Annotated in this window: 20 protein-coding genes; 16 read left to right on the top strand and 4 right to left on the bottom strand. The window is 63.1% G+C overall.

Going from position 1 to position 25,268, the window contains the following annotated elements; translation table 11 throughout:
* The first annotated feature begins 115 nt into the window (after positions 1-115).
* Positions 116-1,315, top strand: coding sequence for a formaldehyde dehydrogenase, glutathione-independent (gene fdhA / locus PQQ53_RS28395; RefSeq protein WP_408141484.1), 1,200 nt, complete (start codon positions 116-118; stop codon positions 1,313-1,315).
* Between the two features lie 137 nt (positions 1,316-1,452).
* Here fdhA and PQQ53_RS28390 read toward each other — a convergent pair whose 3' ends face one another.
* Complete coding sequence (locus tag PQQ53_RS28390) at positions 1,453-2,448, bottom strand: GlxA family transcriptional regulator (protein ID WP_408141483.1); 996 nt, start codon at positions 2,446-2,448, stop codon at positions 1,453-1,455.
* 455 nt (positions 2,449-2,903) lie between these two features.
* Here PQQ53_RS28390 and PQQ53_RS28385 point away from each other — a divergent pair, with 455 nt between their 5' ends.
* From PQQ53_RS28385 to PQQ53_RS28340, 10 genes are all read left to right on the top strand, one after another.
* Entirely contained in the window at positions 2,904-4,178 is a 1,275-nt protein-coding gene (locus tag PQQ53_RS28385) for a serine hydroxymethyltransferase (RefSeq protein ID WP_408327781.1), read from the top strand.
* 18 nt (positions 4,179-4,196) lie between these two features.
* On the top strand, positions 4,197-5,168 hold the full coding sequence (locus PQQ53_RS28380; RefSeq protein WP_408141481.1) for a dipeptidase: 972 nt from the start codon (positions 4,197-4,199) through the stop codon (positions 5,166-5,168).
* A gap of 44 nt (positions 5,169-5,212) precedes the next feature.
* On the top strand, positions 5,213-5,749 hold the full coding sequence (locus tag PQQ53_RS28375) for a DUF5943 domain-containing protein (protein WP_408327778.1): 537 nt from the start codon (positions 5,213-5,215) through the stop codon (positions 5,747-5,749).
* A gap of 76 nt (positions 5,750-5,825) precedes the next feature.
* Entirely contained in the window at positions 5,826-7,889 is a 2,064-nt protein-coding gene (locus PQQ53_RS28370) for an oxidoreductase (protein WP_408141479.1), read from the top strand.
* A gap of 2 nt (positions 7,890-7,891) precedes the next feature.
* Positions 7,892-9,805, top strand: a complete 1,914-nt coding sequence (locus PQQ53_RS28365; RefSeq protein WP_408327775.1) for a (Fe-S)-binding protein — start codon at positions 7,892-7,894, stop codon at positions 9,803-9,805.
* A gap of 4 nt (positions 9,806-9,809) precedes the next feature.
* Positions 9,810-10,979, top strand: coding sequence for an electron transfer flavoprotein subunit alpha/FixB family protein (locus tag PQQ53_RS28360; protein ID WP_408327772.1), 1,170 nt, complete (start codon positions 9,810-9,812; stop codon positions 10,977-10,979).
* Entirely contained in the window at positions 10,976-11,770 is a 795-nt protein-coding gene (locus PQQ53_RS28355; RefSeq protein ID WP_408153385.1) for an electron transfer flavoprotein subunit beta/FixA family protein, read from the top strand. Before PQQ53_RS28360 ends, PQQ53_RS28355 begins: the two co-directional genes overlap by 4 nt.
* Positions 11,771-11,843: 73 nt before the next feature.
* Positions 11,844-13,157 (top strand): aromatic ring-hydroxylating oxygenase subunit alpha, encoded by a 1,314-nt coding sequence (locus tag PQQ53_RS28350; RefSeq protein ID WP_408327769.1) that lies wholly within the window; start codon positions 11,844-11,846, stop codon positions 13,155-13,157.
* A 33-nt stretch (positions 13,158-13,190) separates the two neighbouring features.
* Positions 13,191-14,438, top strand: a complete 1,248-nt coding sequence (locus PQQ53_RS28345) for an FAD-binding oxidoreductase (RefSeq protein ID WP_408327766.1) — start codon at positions 13,191-13,193, stop codon at positions 14,436-14,438.
* A 143-nt stretch (positions 14,439-14,581) separates the two neighbouring features.
* On the top strand, positions 14,582-15,439 hold the full coding sequence (locus tag PQQ53_RS28340) for a glycine betaine ABC transporter substrate-binding protein (RefSeq protein WP_408141473.1): 858 nt from the start codon (positions 14,582-14,584) through the stop codon (positions 15,437-15,439).
* Between the two features lie 114 nt (positions 15,440-15,553).
* Here PQQ53_RS28340 and purU read toward each other — a convergent pair whose 3' ends face one another.
* Together purU and PQQ53_RS28330 are read right to left on the bottom strand one after the other, a co-directional pair.
* Complete coding sequence (gene purU / locus PQQ53_RS28335) at positions 15,554-16,429, bottom strand: formyltetrahydrofolate deformylase (protein ID WP_408327763.1); 876 nt, start codon at positions 16,427-16,429, stop codon at positions 15,554-15,556.
* A gap of 124 nt (positions 16,430-16,553) precedes the next feature.
* Positions 16,554-17,468 (bottom strand): choline sulfate utilization transcriptional regulator, encoded by a 915-nt coding sequence (locus PQQ53_RS28330; protein ID WP_408327761.1) that lies wholly within the window; start codon positions 17,466-17,468, stop codon positions 16,554-16,556.
* A gap of 139 nt (positions 17,469-17,607) precedes the next feature.
* Here PQQ53_RS28330 and betC point away from each other — a divergent pair, with 139 nt between their 5' ends.
* The 3 genes from betC to PQQ53_RS28315 all read left to right on the top strand — a co-directional run bounded on the left by betC (position 17,608) and on the right by PQQ53_RS28315 (position 21,503).
* Positions 17,608-19,146, top strand: coding sequence for a choline-sulfatase (betC, locus tag PQQ53_RS28325; RefSeq protein WP_408327758.1), 1,539 nt, complete (start codon positions 17,608-17,610; stop codon positions 19,144-19,146).
* A 34-nt stretch (positions 19,147-19,180) separates the two neighbouring features.
* Entirely contained in the window at positions 19,181-20,134 is a 954-nt protein-coding gene (locus PQQ53_RS28320; RefSeq protein ID WP_408153391.1) for a choline ABC transporter substrate-binding protein, read from the top strand.
* 220 nt (positions 20,135-20,354) lie between these two features.
* Positions 20,355-21,503: a porin gene (locus tag PQQ53_RS28315; protein WP_408327756.1), complete on the top strand. Its 1,149-nt coding sequence runs from the start codon at positions 20,355-20,357 to the stop codon at positions 21,501-21,503.
* A gap of 7 nt (positions 21,504-21,510) precedes the next feature.
* On the opposite strand, the gene PQQ53_RS28310 is transcribed toward PQQ53_RS28315, so the two are convergent.
* Complete coding sequence (locus PQQ53_RS28310) at positions 21,511-22,419, bottom strand: LysR family transcriptional regulator (RefSeq protein WP_408327753.1); 909 nt, start codon at positions 22,417-22,419, stop codon at positions 21,511-21,513.
* A gap of 109 nt (positions 22,420-22,528) precedes the next feature.
* On the opposite strand from PQQ53_RS28310, the gene PQQ53_RS28305 reads away from it, so the two are divergent.
* Together PQQ53_RS28305 and PQQ53_RS28300 are read left to right on the top strand one after the other, a co-directional pair.
* Entirely contained in the window at positions 22,529-23,170 is a 642-nt protein-coding gene (locus PQQ53_RS28305) for a glutathione S-transferase family protein (RefSeq protein ID WP_408153393.1), read from the top strand.
* Between the two features lie 31 nt (positions 23,171-23,201).
* Positions 23,202-25,253, top strand: a complete 2,052-nt coding sequence (locus PQQ53_RS28300; protein ID WP_408327750.1) for a 2Fe-2S iron-sulfur cluster-binding protein — start codon at positions 23,202-23,204, stop codon at positions 25,251-25,253.
* The last annotated feature ends 15 nt before the right edge of the window (positions 25,254-25,268 follow it).

Here is a 25,268-nt window from a genome sequence, read left to right as displayed (position 1 = left end):
TCGTGTCGCGTGAGATACATGTGCTCGATGCCGGTGCACGCTACGCTCGTTGAACGGCGTGCCGCGCTGACAACCCGCACTCGGTCACGCCGCTCACAAGACATGGAGACGGACAATGAGCAGCAATCGCGGCGTCGTGTATCTCGGGCAGGGCAAGGTGGAAGTGCAGTCGATCGACTATCCGAAGATGGTCGATCCACGCGGGCGGTCGATCGGCCATGGCGTGATTCTCAAAGTAGTGAGCACGAATATTTGCGGTTCCGATCAGCACATGGTGCGGGGCCGCACGACCGCCGAAGTCGGCCTCGTGCTGGGTCACGAGATTACCGGCGAGGTGATCGAGGTGGGCCGCGACGTCGAGACGCTCAGCATCGGCGATCTCGTGTCCGTACCGTTCAACGTCGCGTGCGGACGCTGCCCGACCTGCAAGGCGCAGCACACCGGCGTGTGCCTGAACGTGAACCCGTCGCGGGCGGGCGGCGCGTATGGCTACGTGGACATGGGTGGCTGGATCGGCGGCCAGGCCGAGTACGTGATGGTGCCGTACGCGGACTTCAATCTGCTGAAGTTTCCCGACCGTGCGCAGGCGATGTCGAAAATCCGCGACCTCACGTGTCTGTCCGACATTCTGCCGACCGGCTATCACGGCGCGGTGATGGCAGGCGTGAAACCCGGCGCGACGGTGTATATCGCGGGCGCGGGGCCGGTGGGCATGGCCGCCGCGGCGTCGGCGAGATTGCTGGGCGCGGCCTGCACGATCGTCGGCGATATGAACGAAGCGCGCCTCGCGCATGCGCGCAAGATGGGCTTTCAGACCATCGATCTATCGAAGGACGCGACGCTCGGCGAGCAGATCGAGCAGATACTCGGCAAACCCGAGGTGGATTGCGCGGTGGATTGCGTCGGCTTCGAGGCGCACGGCCACGGCAGCAGCGGCGCGCACGAGGAAGCGCCGGCCACGGTACTCAATTCGCTGATGGAAATCACGCGCGCGGCGGGCGCGATCGGCATTCCGGGCCTGTACGTGACCGACGATCCAGGCGCCGCCGATGCCGCCGCACGCAAAGGCAGCCTGAGCATTCGTTTCGGGCTCGGCTGGGCCAAGTCACATTCGTTCCATACCGGGCAAACGCCGGTGATGAAGTACAACCACAATCTGATGCAGGCTATTCTGTGGGACCGTCTGCCGATTGCGGATATCGTCAACGTGACGGTGGTGTCGCTCGACGACGCGCCCGATGGCTACCGGCAATTCGATGGCGGCGCGCCGAGGAAGTTTGTTATCGACCCGCATGGGTTGTTGAAGGCGGCTTGACGATGCGCTCAAGCGTGCGCTGAAGCACGATCACGACCAACGCGCTGAGGGGTTTTCCGCTCAGCGCGTTTGTTTTTGCGGTGATGAATGGCGCTGATGCAAAGTGAAGTCGGCTCTGCGTAGCGCGATCAGATGCGTCAGGCAGCCATGACCGGCGCCACGGCAAGCGAAGGCGCCTGCTTGCGCCGCTCGCGTGTCGGCGCCGTGCCGAACGCGTCGCGATAGCTCTTCGAGAAGTGGCAGGCGGACTGGAAGCCGCAAGCCATCGTGATGTGCATGATCGACATGTCCGTTTGCAGGAGCAGCTCACGGGCGCGCCGCAAACGCAGCGTCAGATAGTAATGGGTGGGCGTCATCCCGAGATGCTCGCGGAATAGCCGTTGCAATTGCCGCTGCGACATGCCCGCAAGACGCGCAAGTTCTTCGCGCGACAGCGGCTCTTCGATGTTGTTCTCCATGAGCGAGATCACTTCGAACAGCGACTTGTTGGCCGAGCCGAGCCGCGCGACCAGCGGCATCTTCTGTTGCGCGCTGGTGTCGCGCACATGCTCGACGATGAACTGCTCGGCGATCTGCGTGACGCGTGCGGTGCCCACACGCGGCGCGATCAGGTTCAGCATCATGTCGAGCGGCGCGACGCCGCCCGTGCAGGTGACGCGATCGCGATCGATGACGAATAGCTCTTTCAGAAAGCGCGTATCGGGAAACTCCTCCTTCAGCGCCGACATGTTCTCCCAATGAATCGCGCACGCATAACCGGCCAGCAAGCCGGCGCGCGCGAGCGCATAAGTGCCGGTGCACAGGCTGCCGAGCACGCTGCCCATGCGCGCGAAGCGGCGCAAGGCGGACAGGTGAGCGGGCGTGGTGGCGCGCTGCACGTCGATGCCGCCGACCACGAACACGATATCCGGCAGGCCGACGCATTCGACCGGGCCGGTGTCGACCGACAGCCCGTTGCTCGCGGTGACCGGCCCGCCTTCCGGGCTCACGATCGACCAGCGGTAAAGCGTCTGTCCCGTCAGGTAGTTCGCCATGCGCAGCACTTCGATCGCGTTGGTGAACGCGATCATGGTGAAGTTGGGAACCGGCATGAATGCGAAGTGCGACAACGACGCCGTGCGATCGGTGGACATGGGGGGAGTGATTCCTTCGAATCTATGTAATGTCGCGTCGACGTGGGGAGCGTCGACTCATGCAATTTTGAGTACGAGTGCAACTACCGTGCCATCAGGCTAAACCCTTGGTTGGTATCAGGAAGCTCGGATAGCTAAACAAATGGGCACTACAACGGCGCCGTCATCGGCTTCGTTGCACTCGAACGGCGCACGACGATCAACCGCAGTGCAGCAAAAACCCCCGCATTTCTTAAGTGCTTGCCGGGCGATGTCGGGAAGCTCGCGGGACTTTTCGCGGCTCGCTCACGCCGACTTGTCGAAAAAGGACGCGCATGGCGGAAAAGGCAAAGAACGCGTCTGAATTCGTAAATTGGCGCGCTGCCCGAGCGTCAAGAATAGACGCAATGCAGACCGGTGGCGGCAATGCGCAAGCGCCGCTTCCGGCCCTCCGTCAACGCCCCTACGGACCTTTCATGTCGAACCCGAATCCTTTTTTCGAAGACTCGCTGGCCACGCGGGATGCAGCGGTGCGCGGCGCCATTCTGAAAGAACTCGAGCGTCAGCAGTCGCAAGTCGAACTGATCGCGTCGGAAAACATCGTGTCGCGCGCGGTGCTCGAAGCGCAAGGCTCGGTGCTGACCAACAAGTATGCGGAAGGGTATCCGGGCAAGCGTTACTACGGCGGTTGCGAATACGCCGACGTGATCGAGACGCTCGCGCTCGATCGCATCAAGCAGTTGTTCGACGCGAAGTATGCCAACGTGCAGCCGCATTCGGGCGCGCAGGCGAACGGCGCGGTGATGCTGGCGCTGACGAAGCCGGGCGACACGGTGCTCGGCATGTCGCTCGACGCGGGCGGCCATCTGACCCACGGCGCGAAGCCGGCGCTCTCGGGCAAGTGGTTCAACGCGGTGCAATACGGCGTGAATCGCGACACGATGCTGATCGATTACGAGCAGATCGAGGAACTCGCGCAACAGCACAAGCCCACGCTGCTGATCGCCGGCTTTTCCGCTTATCCGCGTGCGCTGGATTTCGCACGGCTGCGCGCGATTGCCGACGGCGCCGGCGCGAAGCTGATGGTCGATATGGCGCATATCGCCGGTGTGATCGCGGCGGGGCGCCACGCGAATCCGGTCGAGCATGCGCATGTGGTCACGTCGACCACGCACAAGACCTTGCGCGGTCCGCGCGGCGGCTTTGTGCTGACGAATGACGAGGAGATCGCGAAGAAGATCAACTCGGCGGTGTTCCCCGGGCTGCAGGGCGGCCCGCTGATGCACGTGATCGCCGGCAAGGCGGTTGCATTCGGCGAGGCGCTGCAACCCGGTTTCAAGACCTATATCGACAATGTGCTCGCGAATGCGCAGGCACTCGGCGAAGTGCTGAAAGCGGGCGGCGTCGATCTGGTCACGGGCGGCACCGACAACCATCTGCTGCTGGTCGATCTGCGGCCCAAGGGCCTCAAGGGCAATCAGGTCGAACAGGCGCTGGAGCGCGCGGGCATCACCTGCAACAAGAACGGCATCCCGTTCGACACCGAGAAGCCGACGATCACGTCAGGCATTCGCCTCGGCACGCCGGCGGGCACCACACGCGGCTTCGGTGTGAGCGAGTTTCGCGACATCGGGCGGCTGATCGTCGACGTGCTCGACGCACTGCGCGGCCACCCCGAAGGCGACGTCGCCACCGAACAACGCGTGCGCCGCGAGATTTTCGCGCTGTGCGAGCGCTTCCCCATTTACTGAGAACGCCTGGAGCAAACGATGAGTACTTTGCACGAGAACAGCATCATCATCGACGGTCTGAACATTTCGAAGTTCGAGCGCTCGGTGTTCGAGGACATGAGAAAGGGCGGCGTGACCGCGGTGAACTGCACGGTATCGGTCTGGGAAAGTTTTCAGAAGACCGTCGACAACATCGCAGAGATGAAGCAGCAGATTCGCGAGTACGGCGAGATTCTCACGCTCGTGCGCACCACCGACGACATCTTGCGCGCGAAGAAGGAAAACAAGACCGGCATCATCTTCGGCTTCCAGAACGCGCATGCGTTCGAGGACAACCTCGGCTATATCGAAGCGTTCAAGGATCTCGGCGTGAACGTGGTGCAGCTTTGCTACAACACGCAGAACCTCGTGGGCACCGGTTGCTACGAACGTGATGGCGGCCTGTCCGGTTACGGACGCGAAGTGATCCAGGAGATGAACCGCGTCGGCATCATGGTCGATCTTTCGCATGTGGGCGGCAAGACGTCGTCCGAAGCGATCGCCGCGTCGAACAAGCCGGTGTGTTATTCGCATTGCTGTCCGTCGGGGCTCAAAGAGCATCCGCGCAACAAGAGCGACGAGCAGCTGAAAGAGATCGCCGATGCGGGCGGTTTCGTCGGCGTGACGATGTTCGCGCCGTTCCTCAAGCGCGGCCCGGACGCGACCGTCGACGACTATATCGAGGCGATCGACTACGTGGTGAATCTGATCGGCGAAGACCAGGTGGGCATCGGCACGGACTTCACGCAAGGCTATAGCACCGAGTTCTTCGACTGGATCACGCACGACAAGGGCCGTTATCGCCAGCTGACGAATTTCGGCAAGGTCGTGAATCCCGAAGGCATCCGCACGATCGGCGAATTTCCGAATCTGACCGCGGCGATGGAGCGCGCAGGGTGGAGCGACACGCGCATCAAGAAGATCATGGGCGAGAACTGGGTGCGGGTGTTCGGTCAGGTCTGGAAAGTCTGAGCCAGTCAATCGATCCATCGTATACATATAAGCGGAGCCTCCACATGCAACCCCAACTGCCTATCGACGTCGACGCGAACACCGGCGTCTGGACCACCGACGCGCTGCCGATGCTCTACGTGCCGCGTCACTTCTTCACCAACAACCACGCCGCCGTCGAGGAAGCGCTCGGCCTCGACACCTACGCGGAGATTCTCTACAAAGCGGGCTACAAGTCCGCCTATTTCTGGTGCGACAAGGAAGCGAAACAGCACGGCATCAGCGGCATGGCGGTATTCGAGCATTACCTGAAACGTCTGTCGCAACGCGGCTGGGGCATCTTCACGATCACCGAGGCCGATCCGTCGAGCTCGCGTGCGCGCATTGAATTGCATCATTCGTCGTTCGTGCTCGCGCAGCCGGAGAAGGTCGGCAAGCTCTGCTACATGTTCGCCGGCTGGTTCGCGGGCGCGATGGACTGGGTCAACGACACCGCGCCCGATGCTTCGCGCAAGGGCCCGCCCTCGTATTCGAAAGAAGCGCGCTGTGCGGCCGAAGGCCACCCGCACTGCGTGTTCGAAGTGTCGCCGCTGAAGTCCTGAGCACAGCACACGGCAGTCCATAGCAACGGCAGCACGGCAAAGCGCAACAAGCCTATTCATTCCGAGGTCGATCGCGATGCGTTACCCGAACCTTTTCAAGCCTCTCACGCTGAACAAGCTGACCTTGCGCAACCGCATCGTCAGCACCGCGCACGCGGAGGTCTATGCGGAACCGGGCGGCCTGCCCGGCGACCGTTATATCCGCTACTACGAAGAGAAGGCGAAGGGCGGCGTCGGGCTCGCCGTGTGCGGCGGGTCGAGCCCGGTGTCGATCGATAGCCCGCAAGGCTGGTGGAAGTCGGTAAATCTGTCGACCGACAGGATCATCGATCCGCTCGCACGGCTCGCCGAAGCGATGCACACGCACGGCGCGAAAATCATGATTCAGGCTACCCACATGGGACGCCGCTCGGCGTTTCACGGCGAGCACTGGCCGCATTTGATGTCGCCTTCGGGGGTGCGCGAGCCGGTGCATCGCGGCAACGCGAAGATCATCGAAGTGGAGGAGATTCGCCGCATCATCGACGATTTCGCGGCGGCCGCGAAACGCGTCAAGGATGCGGGCATGGACGGCGTCGAAATCTCGGCGGCGCACCAGCATCTGATCGATCAGTTCTGGAGCCCGCGCACCAATTTCCGCACCGACGAATGGGGCGGCTCGCTCGAAAACCGTCTGCGTTTCGGCACCGAAGTGTTGAAGGCCGTGCGTGAAGCAGTGGGCGCGGACTTCTGCGTCGGCCTGCGCATGTGCGGCGACGAGTTTCATGAAGACGGGCTCGATCACGAACAACTCAAGGAAATCGCTCAGGCGATGAGCGAAACCGGCCTGATCGATTACCTCGGCGTGATCGGCTCCGGCGCGGACACGCACAACACGCTCGCCAACTGCATGCCGCCGATGGCGCTGCCGCCCGAGCCGTTCGTGCATCTCGCGGCCGGCATCAAGTCGGTCGTGAAGCTGCCGGTGATGCACGCGCAGAGCATTCGCGACGCGGGCCAGGCCGAGCGGCTGCTGGCGAGCGGCATGGTCGATCTGGTCGGCATGACGCGCGCGCAGATCGCCGATCCGCATATGGTCATCAAGATTCGCGATGGTCGCGAGGACGAAATCAAGCAATGCGTCGGCGCGAACTATTGCATCGACCGCCAGTACAACGGGCTCGACGTGCTGTGCGTGCAGAATGCCGCAACCTCGCGCGAAGCGACCATGCCGCACGTGATCGCGAAGACGCGCGGCCCGAAGCGCAGGGTCGTCGTGGTCGGCGCGGGGCCGGCGGGCCTCGAAGCGGCACGCGTCGCCAGGTCGCGCGGTCACGACGTGGTGCTGTTCGAGAAGAACGACTACGTGGGCGGGCAGATCATGCTGGCCGCGAAAGCGCCGCAGCGCGAGCAGATGGCGGGCATCGTGCGCTGGTTCGACATGGAAACGAAGCGCCTCGGCGTCGACCGGCGTCTCGGTGTCGCCGCCGACGAGAAAACCATCATGGCCGAGAAGCCGGACATCGTCGTGCTCGCGACGGGCGGCTCGGCGTTTACGTCGCAAGTGGCGGCGTGGGGTGTCGACGAAGGCCTCGCGGTCAGTTCGTGGGACGTGCTGTCGGGCAAGGTGGAGCCGGGCAAGAACGTGCTCGTCTACGACGGCGTCAGCACGCATGCCGGCGCGGGCGTCGCCGATTTCATGTCGAGCCGCGGCTCGCACGTCGAGATCGTGACGCCGGACGTGAAGGTCGCCGACGATGTCGGCGGCACCACGTTCCCGATCTTCTACCGGCGTCTCTATGCCCAAGGCGTGATTCATACGCCGAACTACTGGCTCGACAAGGTCTACGTGGAGGACGGCAAGAAGATCGCTGTGATCCGCAACGAGTACACAGAAGAGCAGGAAGAGCGCGCGGTCGATCAGGTGGTGATCGAAAACGGCAGCACGCCGAACGACCGGCTCTACTGGGCGCTCAAGCCGGAGTCGGTGAACCGCGGGCAGGTCGATGTGCACAAGCTGTTCGCGTCCGAGCCGCAGCCATCGCTCAGCGAAGAACTCGGCAATGGCCGCTTTCTGTTGTTCCGTGTGGGCGACTGCATTTCGATGCACAACATTCACGGCGCGATTTACGACGCGCTGCGCCTTTGCAAGGATTTCTGACGATGAGCCCCGTGTTTGTCATCACCGTCCTGCTGTGGATGTCGGTTGCCGGTCTCGCGTTTGCGCTCGCCAAACGCGCGGCGTACTGGCGCGAAGGCCGCGCGACCGCGGCCGGCGCTTACGGCTGGTCCAATCTGCTGGCGATTCCCAAGCGCTACTTCGTCGATCTGCATCATGTAGTGGCGCGCGATCCGTATATCGCGAGAACACACGTGGCCACCGCGGGCGGTGCGATCCTCGCGATGGCGCTGGTGTTCGTCAACTACGGTCTCGCGATCTACTCGCCGTGGCTCGACAAACTGATCTTCGTCGCCGCGCTCGTGATGCTGGTGGGCGCGGTGTTTGTCTGGCGCCGCCGGCATGGGGCGAAGGCGGTGCCCGCGCGGCTCTCGCGCGGGCCGTGGGATCAACTGCCGTTGCTGCTCGGCTCGTTCGCGCTCGGGCTTGCACTCTTCATCGTGCTGCCGGCGGCGGCGATGTCCGGCGCACTGGCGGTGCTCGTTGCGCTGCTGATCGCGGCGGGCGCCTTCACGATGACGTTCGGCGCGGCGCGCGGCGGCCCGATGAAGCATGCGCTCGCCGGTCTGCTGCACCTCGCGTTTCATCCGCGTCAGGAGCGCTTTGCGCAGCGCAATGATAACGACGTGGTGCCGCCCACTGCGCTGAAAGTGCCGCTGCTCGATGCGAAGGAATACGGCGTCGGCAAGCCGGTCGAATTCCGCTGGAACCAGTTGCTCAGTTTCGATGCGTGCGTGCAATGCGGCAAATGCGAAGCAGCCTGTCCCGCGTTCGCCGCCGGCCAGCCGCTCAATCCGAAGAAGCTGATTCAGGACCTGGTGACGGGCATGGTCGGCGGCACCGATGCCGACTACGCGGGCAGCCCGACGCCTGGCATCGCGATCGGCAAGCATGCCGGCGCGCCCGCCAAGCCGCTGATTTCGAGCCTGATCGAAGCGGATACGCTGTGGTCCTGCACCACCTGCCGCGCCTGCGTCCAGGAGTGCCCGATGCTGATCGAGCACGTCGATGCGATCGTCGATATGCGGCGCAATCAGACGCTGGTCGAAGGCATGGTGCCGGGCAAGGGGCCGCTCACGCTCGCGAATCTGCGTGAGACCGGCAGCGCGAACGGCTACGACATCGGCGCGCGTTACGACTGGGCGGTCGATCTGCAGGTGCAGGTTGCGCAGCCGAGGCGTCGTGTGGACGTTCTGCTGATCGCAGGCGAAGGCGCGTTCGACATGCGCTATCAGCGCACGCTGCGCGCCTTGGTCAAGGTGCTGAATCGCGCAGGCATCGACTACGCGGTGCTGGGCGGCGTCGAAACCGATACCGGCGACACGGCCCGGCGTCTCGGCGACGAAGCGACGTTCCAGCAGCTCGCGCACAAGCTGATCGGCACGCTCGCGCAGTATTCGTTCGGCAAGATCGTCACCGCCGATCCGCACGTGCTCCATAGCTTGCGCAACGAATACCGGGCGTTGGGCGGCTTTTACGAAGTGCAGCACCACACCGCGCTGATCGACGAACTGGTGGCGAGCGGCAAGCTCGCGCCGCATGCGGTCGCCGCATACGCGGAACGCAAGATCACCTATCACGACCCGTGCTATCTGGGCCGCTATAACGGTGAAACCGAAGCGCCGCGCCGGCTGTTGAAGAGCATCGGCATCAAGGTCGTGGAGATGGAGCGTCACGGCATGCGCGGACGCTGCTGCGGCGGCGGCGGTGGCGCGCCGTTGACCGACATTCCCGGCAAGCGGCGTATTCCGGACATCCGCATCGACGACGCGCGCGCCACCGGCGCGGAGATTGTCGCAGTGGGCTGCCCGAATTGCACGGCGATGCTCGAAGGCGTGGTGGGGCCGCGTCCGGAAGTGCTGGACGTTGCCGAACTGGTTGCTGCGGCGCTGGAGTAACGCGATGAACACGCTCAAACGAATCGATCCGCGCCGCCCGTTCACGATGACGGCGCAAGGACTCAAACGCATCACGCTAGGCGTAACCGCAGTTGCGGGCGTGATGGAATTCAACGCGCCTCTCGCCGTGCATGGCGAACAGCCGAAGCCGCGCCGCACCATGGCCGTGCCGCAACGCGTGCTGCTGGTGGCCGCGCACGCCGACCGTGGCGCGCTTGACGATCACGCGCGCCAGACTTTGGCCGGCGCGGCATTGATCGCGGATGCGGGCACCGAAGTCGTACTGCTCGTGTTCGGCGAGTTCACGGATGACGCCGCCGCGCTTGGCGCCGACAAGTTGATCGTGTTGCCGATGTTCGAGCGCCGCACGTTCGCGCCGCTCGACGAATTGAACGCACTGGCCGCCTGCGTCGCGGCTTATGCACCGGCGCATATTTTCCTGCCCGACAACGCGACCGGCGACGGGGACCTCGGCCGTCGCTATGCGGCAGCCGTGAACGCGAGCGTTGCCACGCACGTCGTCGAGATCGACGCGGCGCACGTGGCCGCCTATATCCGCGCGAATACGGCGCTTGTCGCACGCGCGTTGCCGGACGTCGTGCTGCTCGCGCCGAATGCGGTCGAGCCGAAGCTGCCGTTCGTCGGGGCCGGCGAGCGGATCGTGTGGCGTTTCGACAATGACACTCCGGCGTCGAAAGGCGTCGTGCGCGATCTCGGCGTCGAGGAAATCGACGCGGCCCAACTGGCGCTCGAAGAAGCGGATTTCATCGTGTCGGCCGGCAACGGCGTGAGCGACGTGCCCGCGTTCGAGCGGCTCGCTGCCACGTTAGGCGCGGCGATCGGCGCGAGCCGCGTCGCCGTGGACGACGGCAAGTTCACTCGCGACAAGCAGATCGGCGCGACCGGCAAGACCGTTGAAGCGAGCGTCTATATCGCGTTCGGCATTTCCGGCGCCGTGCAGCATCTGCAGGGCATCAAGGATTGCCGGCACGTGATTGCCGTGAATCTCGACGCCAGCGCACCGATCGCGAAGCGCGCGAATCTGACCGTGATCGCGGATGCGCGCGAAACCATCGCTGCGCTCAATGAAGCGGCGGCCGCGGCACGTAGCGCGCGGGGCACGGGCGCCGCATTGCTCAATTCGACCGCTGTCGCTGAAGGAGTGCTCGCATGAAGATCGCTGTGCTGGTTTCGGTGGGCCGCCATCCGGTCAGCGGCACCGCGCGCTACAGCCGCAACGACGCGGCAGCGCTAAGCATCGCGTTATCGCTTGCCAAAGCGCACGGCGCGACGCTCGACGTGCTGCATGCGGGCGATCCGTCCAACCCTGCGTTGCGGGAGTATCTGGCGCTCGGCGCACGCTCGGTCGAGGTGCTCGAAACTACCGCCGGGCCGGCGCAAGCGCAAGCCGACGCGGCGACGCTGCTCGCCGCGCGCCTGCAAGGTTACGACCTCGTGTTGACCGGCACGCGCGCGGAAGGCGCGTTCGATAGCGGCATGCTGCCGTATCGCATCGCTCACGCGTTGGGGATGCCGCTTGTCGGCGCCGCCGTCGACCTGAGCGTGCGCGACGGTTGCGCGCAAGTCAGGCAATTCATGCCGAAGGGTTTGCGCCGGCGTGTCGAGGTTCAACTGCCGGCGCTGATCGCGGTGCACCCGCTCGCCAATGCCGCGCCGACTTACGCGTATGCACGGCTGCGCGAAGGCTCGATCAGCCGGAGCGCGCCGCAAGCCGCGGCAGATGCGCACGCGGGCCACTCCGACGACCTCGCCTGGACGATCCGTCCCGCGACCGCCAAACCGGTACGTCTCGCCGCCGCCGAAAAGCGCTCGGGCCACGCCCGCATGCTCTCGGCGACGACGACCGAAAGCCGCGGCGGCAGCGTCGTAATTGAAGGGAGTTCCGTCGAAAAAGCACAAGTGATCCTCGCGTATTTGCGCGAGCATCAACTTGTGGATTACTGAATTCCGGTTCGGGCCAGCATGCGTCCAGGAGGGCCTGGCGCGGCGCCAGACGTGACATGCAACGGAGCACACAATGAAAGTTTCGGCAGACGTTCGCGCGATGATCGAACGCCGCAAGAAGAATTACACGCTGGAAGCACCGTTCTATACGAGCGAGGCCATCTTCGCGCTCGACATGGAGGCGATTTTCCGCCAGCACTGGATTCAGGTCGCGGTGGAGCCGGACGTGCCGGAACCGGGCGACTACATCACCGTGGAGATCGGCCTCGATTCGATTCTGATCGTGCGTGACGACGACATGCAGGTGCGCGCGTTTCACAACGTATGCCGCCATCGCGGCGCGCGTCTGTGCAATCACGACAAAGGCTCGCTCGGCAATATCGTGTGCCCGTATCACAGCTGGACTTACAACCTGAACGGCGACCTGATGTTTGCCGAACACATGGGCGAGCAGTTCGACCGCTGCAAACATAGCCTGAAGGCGGTGCACGTCGAGAATCTCGCCGGGCTGATCTTCATTTGCCTTGCCGAGCAGCCGCCCGCCGACTTCGCCGTGATGCGCGCCGCGATGGAGCCTTATCTTCAACCGCACGATCTGGCCGGCTGCAAGATCGCGGCGCAGATCGACATCGTCGAAGAGGGCAACTGGAAGCTCACGATGGAGAACAATCGCGAGTGCTATCACTGCGTCGCGAATCACCCGGAGCTGACGATTTCGCTGTACGAATACGGCTTCGGTTATCAGCGCACGCCGGCCAACGAGGAAGGCATGGCTGCCTTCGATGAAACCGTGGCACGCCGCACCGCGCAATGGGAGGCCATGCAGTTGCCGTCGGCGGAGATCGATCGGCTGGCGGATCTGGTCACCGGTTTTCGCACGCAGCGTTTGCCGCTCGATCGCGACGGCGAGTCGCAAACGCTCGATGCAAAGATCGCATCGAAGAAGCTGCTCGGCGGTTTCGAGCAGGCCGATCTGGGCGGCCTGTCGTTCTGGACCCAGCCGAATTCGTGGCATCACTTCATGAGCGACCACATCGTCACTTTCTCGGTGATTCCGCTTTCGGCCGGCAAAACGCTGGTGCGCACCAAGTGGCTCGTCCACAAGGACGCGCGCGAAGGCATCGACTACGACGTCGACAACCTGACCGCGGTCTGGCGTGCGACCAACGATCAGGACCGGACGCTCGTCGAGTACTCGCAGCGCGGCGCAACCAGCAGCGCGTATGAACCGGGGCCGTATTCGCCTTTCACCGAGGGCCTCGTCGAGAAGTTCTGCGAGTGGTACATCGGCCGTCTCGCGGCTTACGGCGATGCCCCGCAAACCGATGACGCCGGTGCCGACGCGCCGGTTTCGCACGGCGAAAAAGTCGTGTCCTTCATGCGCTGAGCGCGACACCGCAACCAGGAGCGGGAGAAAACCATGATGCGCGATCAGGCGACGTTTCAGTCCGGCACCGAGCCGCCCATTCCGCGCGCCGTGAGCCGTGTCACGCAGCCGCGCTTCTGGGAAGCGCTGCCCGCGCGCTGGAATAGCGATGCCGACGATACGCTGGTGTGCTGCCACGTGCGCGACGAAACGCACGACGTGAAGAGCTTTTTCTTCCGTGCGCCGTCCGAGCGGGCATTCGTGTTCGAGCCGGGGCAGTTCATGACACTTGAGCTGGAGATCGACGGCGAAGCAATCAATCGCTGCTATACGATCTCGTCACCACCGACGCGGCCGCATACGATTTCGATCACGGTCAAACGCGTGCCGGGCGGCAAGGTGTCGAACTGGCTGCACGACAATCTGCATGCGGGCATGCAGGTTCGCGTGCTGGGGCCGTCCGGCGAGTTCACCTGCGCGCGGCATCCGGCGCGCAAGTTTCTGTTTCTGTCGGCAGGGTCGGGCATTACGCCGCTGATGTCGATGAGCCGCGCGCATCACGAGCTCGGCGAGGATAGCGACATCGTGTTCGTGCACAGCGCCCGCACGCCGGACGACATCATCTTCGCGCGCGAACTCGATCTGATTGCCTCGAATCAGGCGCATTTCCGTACCGCATTCGTGTGTGAGCGCGTCGGCGCACGCACGAACTGGCCAGGTGTGACCGGTTTTCTGACATTGCCGCTGCTCAAGCTGATTGCACCGGATTTTATGGAGCGCGAGATCTTCACATGCGGGCCCGCGCCCTATATGCAGGCGGTGCGCAAGCTGCTGGACGAGGGCGGTTTCGATCGCGGTCACTATCACGAAGAAAGCTTTTCGTTCGAGACGGTGGGCGACGTCGCGGCGCAATTGACTACCGCGCATGTCGCGGATGCATTGAAGCAGGCGGGCGGAGCTGAAATTGCGGAAGGTTTTGTCGAGGCGCGTGCCGAAGCAGTGGGCTTCGAGCCGGTATCCGCGCCGGTCGAAACTGAAACGCGTTTCAAGGTGAGCTTTGCCAAAAGCCATCGTGAGATCGAATGCGGTAGTGGCCAGCATGTACTCGATGCAGCGAAGAAGGCGGGCGTAAGGCTGCCTGCGTCGTGCACGCAAGGCATGTGCGGCACTTGCAAGGTCAAGCTCGTATCCGGTGAAGTCGCGATGAAACACGCCGGCGGGATTCGGCAGCGTGAAATTGATCAGGGCATGGTGCTGCTGTGCTGCAGCAAACCGCTTACCGATCTCGTCGTCGATAAGTAAGATGAGAAACGCGGGTGCAAACGCGCTCGAAGTCGCATGCGGACAACTGGATGTCGCAAAACAACGCTACCCGGCAATTCTGGTTGGCGATTCTAAATGCTCAATGGGTCGTATGACGGCAACTGGCAAACGGGAGAAGGGCGATGAGACTGATCAGAAAGATATTCGTGGCGAGCGCACTGAGCGCGGCGCTGGCGGCCAGCAGCGTGAGCGTGTCGGCCGATACGAAGCCAACCATCAAGATCGGTTACGTGGAGGGCTGGGACGATAGCGTCGCGACCTCCAACGTGGCCGCGCGCGTGATCGAAAAGCGCCTCGGCTATCAGGTGCAACTCGTGCCGGTCGCTGCCGGCGTGATGTGGCAAGGCGTGGCGCGGGGCGATCTGGACGCGACGCTGTCCGCATGGCTGCCGGTCACGCATGGTGCTTACTGGAACAACTTCAAGGAGAAGGTGGTCGACCTCGGTCCGAACTTCAACGATGCGAAGATCGGCCTGATCGTGCCAGACAACGCGGATGTGAAGACCGTCGGCGATCTCGAAGCGAAGAAGGCGGAGTTCGGCTCGCGCATTGTCGGCATCGATGCCGGTGCGGGCGTGATGCAGAAAACCAGCGAGGCGATCAAGGCCTACGGCCTCGATTATCAACTGATGCCGAGCTCGGGCAGTGCGATGACCGCGGAACTGGCGCGCTCGGAAGCGGCGAACAAGCCGATCATCGTGACGGGCTGGAAGCCGCACTGGATGTTCGCGAAGTACAAGCTTAAATTCCTCGACGATCCGAAGAAGGTGTTCGGCGAAGCGGAGCACGTGGATAGCGTGGTGAATCCGGAACTCGAGAAGAAGGCGCCGACGGTCGTCGCGTTCCTGAAGAAATTCCAATGGAAGCCGGGCGAGATCGACAGTGTGATGCTGGCGACGCAGAGCGGCGAGAAGCCGACCGCCGCTGCCGATGCGTGGATCGGCGCGCACGGCGATCGCGTGGATAGCTGGGTAAAGTGATTGAACCTGTGCGCCGTATGGAAGCATCGCCGCCTGGTTGAAGCGGCGATGCCGTTACGGACGTGATCCAAAGATAAACGCCGCTTTTCAGCGGCGTTTTCCGTTGACTTTGCCTTATTGCAACACCACCGTCCGATCGCCATTGATGAACACCCGCCGCTCGACAAACGCCTTGACGGCCCGCGCGAGCGTGATGCATTCGACGTCGCGTCCAGTGGCGAGCAACCGCTCCGGGCTATACGAATGATCGACACGCTCCACCACCTGTTCGATGATCGGGCCCTCGTCGAGATCGTCGGTCACGAAGTGTGCCGTGGCGCCGATCAGTTTGACGCCGCGCGCGTGCGCCTGGTGATAAGGCTTCGCGCCCTTGAAGCCAGGCAGAAACGAGTGATGGATGTTGATCGCGCGCGCGGCGAGCGCGCGGCTCGTTGCGCCGGACAGAATCTGCATGTAGCGCGCGAGAATCATCAACTCCGCGCCCGATGACTCGAACAGGTCGAGCAGACGCGCTTCCTGCTGCGGTTTGGTATCAGCGGTGATGGGCAGGTAGTGAAACGGCAGACCATGCTGCTGCGCGAGCGGTTCGAGATCACGATGATTCGAGCCGATGCCGACGATGTCCATCTTCAACTCGCCCATGCGCCAGCGGAACAGCAGATCGGCGAGACAGTGTTCGAGCTTCGAGACCATGATCAACACTTTCGGCCGGGTGCCGACGTCGTGCATTGCCCATGTCATCCGAAAGCGCTCGGCGATGGGGGCGAACTCGCGTTCGAGTGCGGGAACGTGCAGCGCCTCATCGTGCGCGACGCCGTGAAAGACGCAGCGTACGAAGAAGCGTTCGCTGAGATCGTCGTCGAACACGGTCAGTTCGTCGATATAGCAGTGATGCCGATCGAGAAAGCCGACGACGGCGGCGACCTGGCCCGCCGCGCTCGGACATGCGACGGTGAGAACCAGTTGAGCGGGACGGAAATCGGCGGACATGCGCTCTCCACTTGAACGATAGGGCGGCGCCGCGGGGCGCGGCAGCCATCGTCGCAGTAGAGCAAACAGGCAGGGCTCGCGGATAGAAGCTAACCGCCGTCCCGCTGGAACGGGAACGTCAGGCTCATTGCGCGTCGAGTCCGCACTCGTCGAGCAGCCACCGGCGAAACGCGCTGACCGCCGGTGTCGCCGCGCGTTGCGTGACGAGCAGATAGCCGCGCTCGGTGACGACCGGCGTATCGAACAGTTCGACGAGCTGGCCGGTCGCGAGCAGTTCGTCGATGAGCGGCGCCCAGCCCAATGCGACGCCCTGGCCCATGATCGCCGCGTGGGCCACCAGCGCGAAACTGTTGAACGTGATGCCACGGTGCGCGGCAGGTGCGTTCAGCCCGTGTGCGGCGAACCAGTCGGCCCACGACAGCCAGCGCGCCGGCAGGGTCCCCTCCAGATGCAGCAGCGGCAGGCTCGGCAGATCGGCTGGCCCGCGCAATGCCGCATGCGCGGCGCGAAAGGCCGGGCTGCACACCGGCGTGACGCGTTCGGCGAAGAGCTTGATCGCGCCGCGTGCGGTCCAGTCCGCGTGCTGATCGCCGAAGGCAATCGCGATGTCCGCCTGATCATGCGAAGGATCGAACACGTTCTGCGACGTGACGATCTTCACGTCGACGTCGGGCATGAGCGCCTTGAACTGCGAGAGACGCGGCATCAGCCAGTAGGTGGCGAAACCGAAGTCGGTTGACAGCGTCAGCGTTTGCGGCGTGCGCCGCGCACGGATGTCGGCGCTTGCGCTGCGGATGGTATCGAGTGCGCTGCGCACCGCTTCGAAGAGGCGCACGCCGTCCCCGGTCAGCGTGACACCGCGATGGCCGCGCTCGAAGAGCGGCGCACCGAGCGCTTCTTCGAGCTGCACGACGCGCTGACTGACCGCGGGTTGCGTCGACCCCAACTCGCGCGCGGCCGCACTGAAACTGGCCAGACGTGCGGCGGATTCGAACATCGTCAACGCCTGCATTGGCGGCAAGCGATCCTGCCTCGACATAAGCCCCCCTTATGGGCACATAACGATTTGCCGTCTTCACAATGGCGAATTGACCAGCAATAGTGATGCACGTGCTGGGGTCGCCTGCTGGACTCCACGCCTGCATCAACCTTCTGCAATTCTATTCGAGGCACGTTCCATGCTTGAAAGCGGAAAGAATATTCTCATTCTGATGGCCGACCAGATGACCCCGTTCGCGCTCGCCGCATACGGACATTCTCTGACGAAAACGCCCAATCTCGATCGTCTCGCAAAAGAGGGCGTCGTCTTCGAATCGGCCTATTGCGCGAGTCCGCTGTGTGCGCCGTCGCGCTTTTCGTTTCTGTCGGGCAAGCTGCCATCGGCGATCGGCGCTTATGACAATGCAGCGGAATTTCCGTCGCAAACGCTGACGTTCGCGCATTATCTGCGTGCCGAGGGGTATCGCACCGTGCTGTCCGGCAAGATGCATTTTTGCGGCGCGGACCAGTTGCACGGTTTCGAAGAACGGCTCACCACCGACATCTATCCCGCCGATTTCGGCTGGACGCCCAACTGGGACGCCCCCGGGGCGCGCCCCACCTGGTATCACAACATGAGCTCGGTGATCGACGCGGGGCCCTGCGTGCGCACCAACCAGCTCGACTTCGACGACGAAGTCACCTTCACCGCTCGCCAGAAGCTGTTCGACATCGCGCGTGAGCGTCACGCGGGGAAAGAGACGCGGCCGTTCTGCATGGTGGCCTCGCTGACGCATCCGCACGATCCGTATGCGATTCCGAAAAAGTACTGGGACATGTATCGCGACGAAGAAATCGACATGCCCGTGCATCGCGATTCGCTCGACGAAGCCGACGCCCACTCCAGGCGCTTACGGCACGTGTGCGAAACCGATCTCACGCCGCCCACCGACCAGCAGATCCGCAATGCGCGCCGCGCATATTACGGCGCGATTGCCTACGTGGACGACCAATTTGGCGCGATTCTCGAAGCACTCGAACAATCCGGGCTCGCGAAAGACACCGTGATCGTCGTCACGTCCGACCATGGAGAGATGCTCGGCGAGCGCGGCCTCTGGTACAAGATGACGTTCTTCGAAGGCGGCTGCCGCGTGCCGCTGATCGTGCATGCGCCGCAGCAGTTCGACGCGCATCGCGTGCAGGGGTCGGTATCGCACCTCGATCTGCTGCCGACGCTCGTCGAACTCGCGCGCGGCGAAGCACCGGCCGTGTGGCCCGATTCGCTCGACGGCCGGAGCCTCGTGCCGCATCTGCGCGGCACGCGCGGCGCTCACGATGAGGCAATCGGCGAGTATCTGGCGGAAGGCGCCATTGCACCGATGGTGATGGTGCGGCGTGGGCGCTTCAAGTTCATTCATACGCCGGCCGATCCCGATCAGCTTTACGACGTGCAGGCCGACCCGCTGGAGCGCGAGAACCTCGCGCAGCGACGCGAATACGCGTTACAGGTGGCGGCGTTGCGCGAGGAAGTCGCCCGGCGCTGGGACCTCGCGGCGCTGCACGACCAGGTGCTGCAAAGCCAGCGGCGGCGGCGCTTTCATTTCGCGGCGACCACCCAAGGCTCGGTCGCGTCATGGGACTGGCAGCCGCTCGTCGATGCGAGCCAGCGCTATATGCGCAATCACATCGATCTCGACACGCTTGAAGCAATGGCGCGCTTTCCCTCCGTTGCTCGGTGACGATCATTTCTTCTTCTTTCGACAGGAAACCGGCATGATGAAAAAGCGCTTGAAACACGCGGTATTCGCCGTGGCGGCGTTATGCGCGAGCGTTGGCTTCGCGGTGGCCGCAGAGCCTCAGTCTTGCACGCGGGTCAACATGGCAGGGCCCGGATGGAGCGACATCGACGCGACCAATGCGATGACGGGCGTGTTGCTGAAGGCGCTCGGCTACCAACAGAGCATCGCCAATCTATCGGTGCCGATCACCTATCAGGGGCTGAAGAAAGGGCAGATCGACGTCTTCCTGGGCAACTGGATGCCGGCGCAGGCGCCGGTGGTCAAGCCGTTCGAAGACGAAAAATCGATCGACGTCGTGCATTCGAATCTGAACGACGCGAAGTTCACGCTCGCCGTGCCCGACTACGTGGCCGCCGCCGGTGTCCATTCGTTCGCGGACCTGGCGAAGAATGCGGACAAATTCGACAGCAAGATTTATGGCATCGAGCCCGGGGCGCCCGCGAATCAGAACATCAGGAAGATGGTCGGTGACAAGGTATTCGGACTCGGCAACTGGCAACTCGTCGAGTCGAGCGAGACAGGCATGCTCACGCAGGTCGAGCGCGCCGTGCGCGACAGGAAGTGGATCGTGTTCCTCGCGTGGGAGCCGCATCTGATGAACACGAAGTTCAGGTTGAGCTATCTCGACGGCGGCGACAAGTACTTTGGACCGAACTTTGGCGGCGCCACGGTCAATACCGTGACGCGCAGCGGGTATGCCGGTCAATGCCCGAATCTCGGCCGTCTGTTCAGGCAACTCACCTTCAATGTCGATCTGGAAAACGGCGTGATTACCGAAGTGCACGAGAAGAAGGCCGGTGTCGACGCTGCCGCAACCGACGCGTTGAAGCGCCACCCTGAACTATTGAAGTCGTGGCTCGACGGTGTGAGTACGGTCAATGGCGCGAATGGTTTGCAAGCGGTTCAAACTGCGCTCGGCGTGAAATAGCAGCGGTATCCGTTGTGCCGAAATCGCGGCGTTTCTTAAGTCGCCGAGCGACAGATTTATGTCGCTTCCGCGCGACTCGTCATGAATCTGGACCCGTATTCTTGGTTCGTCCGATTTAACGTTCAAAGATAAAGCGTGTCATGCCGCGCGCGCCTTGATCGCGTGCCGCAGGGATCGCTATATCCGGCGAAATACACAGGCAAAGAGCGGGGAGAAGCGTATGAAGAAGAGCAATGTGTTGGGTCTGTCGGCACTCGCTATGGCAGCCGGCGCCGTCTGTGCGCCAACGGCCGCATACGCGCAAAGCAGCGTCACGCTGTATGGCATTCTGGACGCGGGCGTTACCTATGTAAGCAACGCGGGCGGCTCCCACCAGGTCAAATTCGACGACGGCATTTCATATGGCAACCGCATCGGCTTCAAGGGCGTAGAAGATCTCGGTGGCGATTGGCAGGCGGTGTTCGTGCTCGAATCGGGCTTTCACCTTGGCAATGGTCAATTGGCATTCGGCGGCGCTCAATTCGGACGGCAGGCCTATGTGGGTTTGAAGAACAGCTGGGGCACGCTGTCGCTCGGCAACCAGCTCGACATGACCGAGGAGTTCGTCTACCTGTACAACATCTCGGCGTGGGCGAGCGGCTATGCGATCCATCAGGGCGACTTCGACCGGATGAATGGCGACCGGCTGCCGAATTCAATCAAGTTCCTATCGAATGATTTCTCCGGCTTGACGTTTGGCGGCATGTACTCGTTCGGCAATACCGCGGGCGATTTCCATGAGAAGAGCGCGTGGAGTGTCGGCGCGCACTATGAGCACAACGCGTTCAACATGGGCGCCGCGTATACGCAGTTGAACGACCCATACGGCATCTATGCGTTCGATCCGTTCGCGATGCTCGGCGTGCATACCTTCCTCGGCCAGCCCACGGTCTCCGTCGATCCGGCGACGGGCGCGATAACGGACCTGTATAGCGCGTCGTCGTTTCCGGTCGACCGGCAAGGGGCGTTTGCGATCGGCGCGGCCTACACGATCGGCAAGGTGATGCTGAGCGGCAATTTCACGTACACGACCATCAACGGCTTAGGGCAGACCTCGCATATGCAGGTCTACGAAGGCGGCGCCGCGTACACGTTCACGCCTGCGCTCCTGCTATACGGCGGCTACCAGCACACGCGATTCGAAGGCAATCACTGGAATCAGGGTTCGCTCGGCCTGCATTACCTGTTGTCCAAACGCACCGACGTTTACCTCTCCGGCGATTATCTGCGCGCGTCGGACGGCGTGAACGCGGTGATCGGCTATAGCTTCACGCCGTCGAGTTCCAGCACGCAGGCCGATGTGCGGATCGGCATGCGGCATTCGTTCTGATACTGCGTCATGCGAGATCAGCAAGCCGTCGCTTCAGCGTTTCAATCAATGCGCGCACTTTCGCCGGGGGATGGCTGGTGGGCGGAAACACGGCCTGGATACTCGCGGCATCGGCTGCCCAGTGCGGCAGCAGACGAACCAGCCGCCCCGTCTCGATGTCATTGCCGATCGAAAAATCCGTCAGCAAACCGAAGCCGCCGCCCGCGAGCGTCGCTGCGCGGCACGCGTCGGCGGTGTTCACCAGAAACGCGTTTTCGCATCGCACGCTGTCCGTTGTGCCGTCGTCGCGCCGCAACTCGAGCGCCAATGGGTGCGGCAACACCGTCAATGCGCAAAAGGGCAGCGCTGCCAGGTCGGCCGGTGTTCGCGGTGTGCCCCAGGTGTCGATGAACGCCGGGCTCGCGACGATCCATTTGACGAAGCTGCCAAGCTTCACTGCCCGGTAATTCGAATCCGCGAGCCGGCCCAGGCGAATCGCGACGTCGATACCGTCGGCGATCAAGTCCACGTATTGGTCGCTGCACAGCAATTCGACGTCGAGTTGCGGATGTTCGCGGCGCAGTTCGACCAGTGCGGGCGCCACCACCAGCGCGCCGTAATCGATCGGCGAACTGACGCGTAACGTGCCGCGCACCGGCGCGCTCTCTCCGCTAACCGCATTCAGCGCTTCTTCGGCCGCGCGCAGAATCTTCACGCTCGCTTCGTAGAACGCGCGGCCCGCTTCCGTGACGCCGAGCCGCCGCGTCGTGCGCACCAGCAGACTCGCGCCCACTTCCGCCTCCAGCCGTTGCATGTGCGTGCTGACCATGGTTTTGGCGAGTCCCAGGCGGGCGGCGGCAGCGGTCAGCGAGCCGGCGTCGACGACCGCGACGAAGATCGCCAGACGATTGAGGTTTACGTCACGTACGTCGGCCATGGTCGATTGTCCATCTTCGATTGAATGTGTTTCCGGGATTATCGGGCTTCCGCGAGCGACCGCGCGCACCTATGCTGGCGACGTACCCCATCGAACTCCGGAGTCTGACATGCCTGCTGCCCAACCCGCCCAACCTATTCGACTGTATACGACGCTGCTGTCCGGGCATGGGCATCGGGTGAAGCTGTTTCTGTCGCTGCTCGATCTGCCGTTTGAAGTCGTCGAATTGAACATGAAAGCCGCCGATAACCGCAAGCCGGAATACCTGGCGCTGAACCCGTTCGGCCAGGTGCCGACGATTCAGGACGGCGACGTCACGCTGTTCGATTCGAATGCGATTCTCGTCTATCTGGCGAGGCGTTACGGCGATGCCTCGTGGCTGCCGGACGATCCGCTCGGCGCCGCGGCGGTGCAGCGCTGGCTCTCGCTTGCCGCGGGGCAGATTGCGTATGGGCCGTGCGCCGCGCGGCTCGTGACGGTATTCGGCGCGCCGAACGATCATCAGACCGCGAAGAACATCGCCGTCAAACTGTTCGACGTGATCGAACAGGAACTGGCCGGCAAGCCTTTTGCGGCGGGTGATCATGTGACGATCGCCGATATTGCCGCGCATACCTACATCGCCCACGCGCCGGAAGGCGGTGTGTCGCTGGAAGCGTATCCGAACATTCGTGCATGGCTGCGTCGTGTGGAGGCGTTGCCGCGTTTCATTGCGATGCCGGCGACCAGGGCGGGTCTGGTCGCCGCGTGAGCCGTGCATGACCTTTGGCTGGAGTCCGACCATGTCCGCTTTTGTTTCACTGAATGGCTGGGGCGTCGACGCGTCGCCGTTTCACGCGGGCGAGGTGGCCGCGCAGCAGCGCGCGGGGGTGACTAGCCAGGCGGAATCGGCTGGACGTCGCGGGATTCGGCGTTATATGCCGGAGCAGCATCGACAGTTTTTTGCCGAGCAGCCGTTCATGGTGTTCGGTGGCGTCGATGCGAACGATCAGCCGTGGGCGACGCTGCGGGCGGGCAAGCCGGGCTTCGTGTCGTCGCCGGATGCGAAGACGCTGCGCATCGACGCAGGCGTGCTGCCCGGCGATCCGCTCGCGGGGCACTGGCAGCCAGGCGCGATGATCGGCGGGCTTGGGTTGCAGCCGCAGACGCGGCGGCGTAACCGGATCAACGGCGTGGTGAGCTTGGTGGAAGGCGAAACGCTGCTCGTCGACGTGACGCAGAGCTTCGGCAATTGTCCCAAGTACATCCAGAGCAGAACCCCGACTTTTGTTGAACCGGGTGCGCCGTTGCCTTCCGAGCCGCAAGTCGCTGCACAACTCGGCGACGAGGATCGTGCCTTGATCATGCGCGCCGATACGTTTTTCATCGCGAGCGCCAACCTCGGAGAAGAGGCGGGGCTCGCGCGCGGTGTCGACGTGTCGCATCGCGGCGGTGCGCCTGGCTTCGTTCGTGTCGACAACGCAGCCACGCTGACGACCCCGGACTACAGCGGCAATCGCTTCTTCAACACGATCGGCAATCTGCTCCATGATCCGCGCGCGGGTCTGCTGTTCATCGACTTTGCGACGGGCGATCTGCTTTATCTCGCGGTGCGGGCGGAAGTGATCTGGGACGGCGCGGAACTGGCGGCCTTCGCGGGCGCGGAGCGGCTTGTCCGTTTTCATATCGATGAAGTGCGGCACAGTCGGGGTGCATTGCCGTTCCGATGGTCGGAAGTTGAGTTCGCTCCGCAGTTTGCGGCTGCTGTTCGTCAGCCAATCACGAGTACTTCCTCCTGGCAGAATCTGAAGGTTGCAAAAGTGGTCGAAGAAACGCCGTCGATTCGCTCGTTTTACTTTGAATCGATTGACGGTACGCCATTGCCGCCTTTCAAGCCGGGGCAATTCCTGCAGATTCGTGTGCCGGCGACGGGATCGGGTACACCGCGGGTGCGCACCTATACGCTTTCCGATTCGTACGACGCGCGGCGTTATCGGATCAGCGTAAAACGCGAGGGTGTTGCGTCGAGCTGGTTGCACGATCATCTCGTCGTCGGCAGGCAGATCGAAGCGAAACGGCCCGGCGGCACGTTCATCTACGATGAGGATAGCCAGCGGCCCGCCGTGCTCGTTTCGGCTGGCATCGGCATCACGCCGATGATGGCGATGCTGCATCACGTACTGCATTCACCTGACGGCGGTAAGGCGCGCGCGAAACGTGTGTTCTTTTTTCATGGCGCACGTAGCGATGGCGAACGGCCATTCAGCGCTCATTTGAAAGATGTCGCGATGCGTTATCCGGCGCTTTCGGTGCATCTGTTTGATAGTGGCGCAGGGAGGTTGATGCAGGGCGTGTCGGCCGGGCGTATGAGTATCGACACACTCAAGCGCGTACTTCCGTTCGATGACTATGATTTCTATCTGTGCGGGCCTGAGCAGTTCATGCGCGACATGTACGAGGGACTGCGTGCCCTGAATGTCGCAGATGAGCGGATTCGGTTCGAGGCATTTGGGCCGTCGAGTATCAAGCGCGCGGCTATCAAGCGCGAGATGCCGGCGGCAGAGACAAGCGCGCGCAACGCTGGCACGTTGCCAGTGACCTTTGCGCGGTCGGCGCGCACGATTCAATGGTCGCCGCGCGACGGCAGCTTGCTGGAATTCGCCGAGGCGCACGGTGTCGAAGCGGCGTCGAGTTGCAGGTCGGGTACGTGCGGGACGTGTTCGACGCGGTTGTTGTCGGGGCGGGTTCGGTATCAGGGAGAGGTCGTCGCGGATATCGAACCCGGACATGCGCTTGTTTGTGTGGGACGACCCGCGGAAGACGATGGGGACGCGGGCGTAGTGCTGGATTTATGAGGGGCGGGTGATGGC

The sequence above is a fragment of the Paraburkholderia strydomiana genome (assembly GCF_046030495.1).
GTDB classification, from domain to species: domain Bacteria; phylum Pseudomonadota; class Gammaproteobacteria; order Burkholderiales; family Burkholderiaceae; genus Paraburkholderia; species Paraburkholderia strydomiana_A.
The sequence above is the reverse complement of the archived record's forward strand: the minus strand, read 5'-3'. Positions and strand labels throughout refer to the sequence as shown.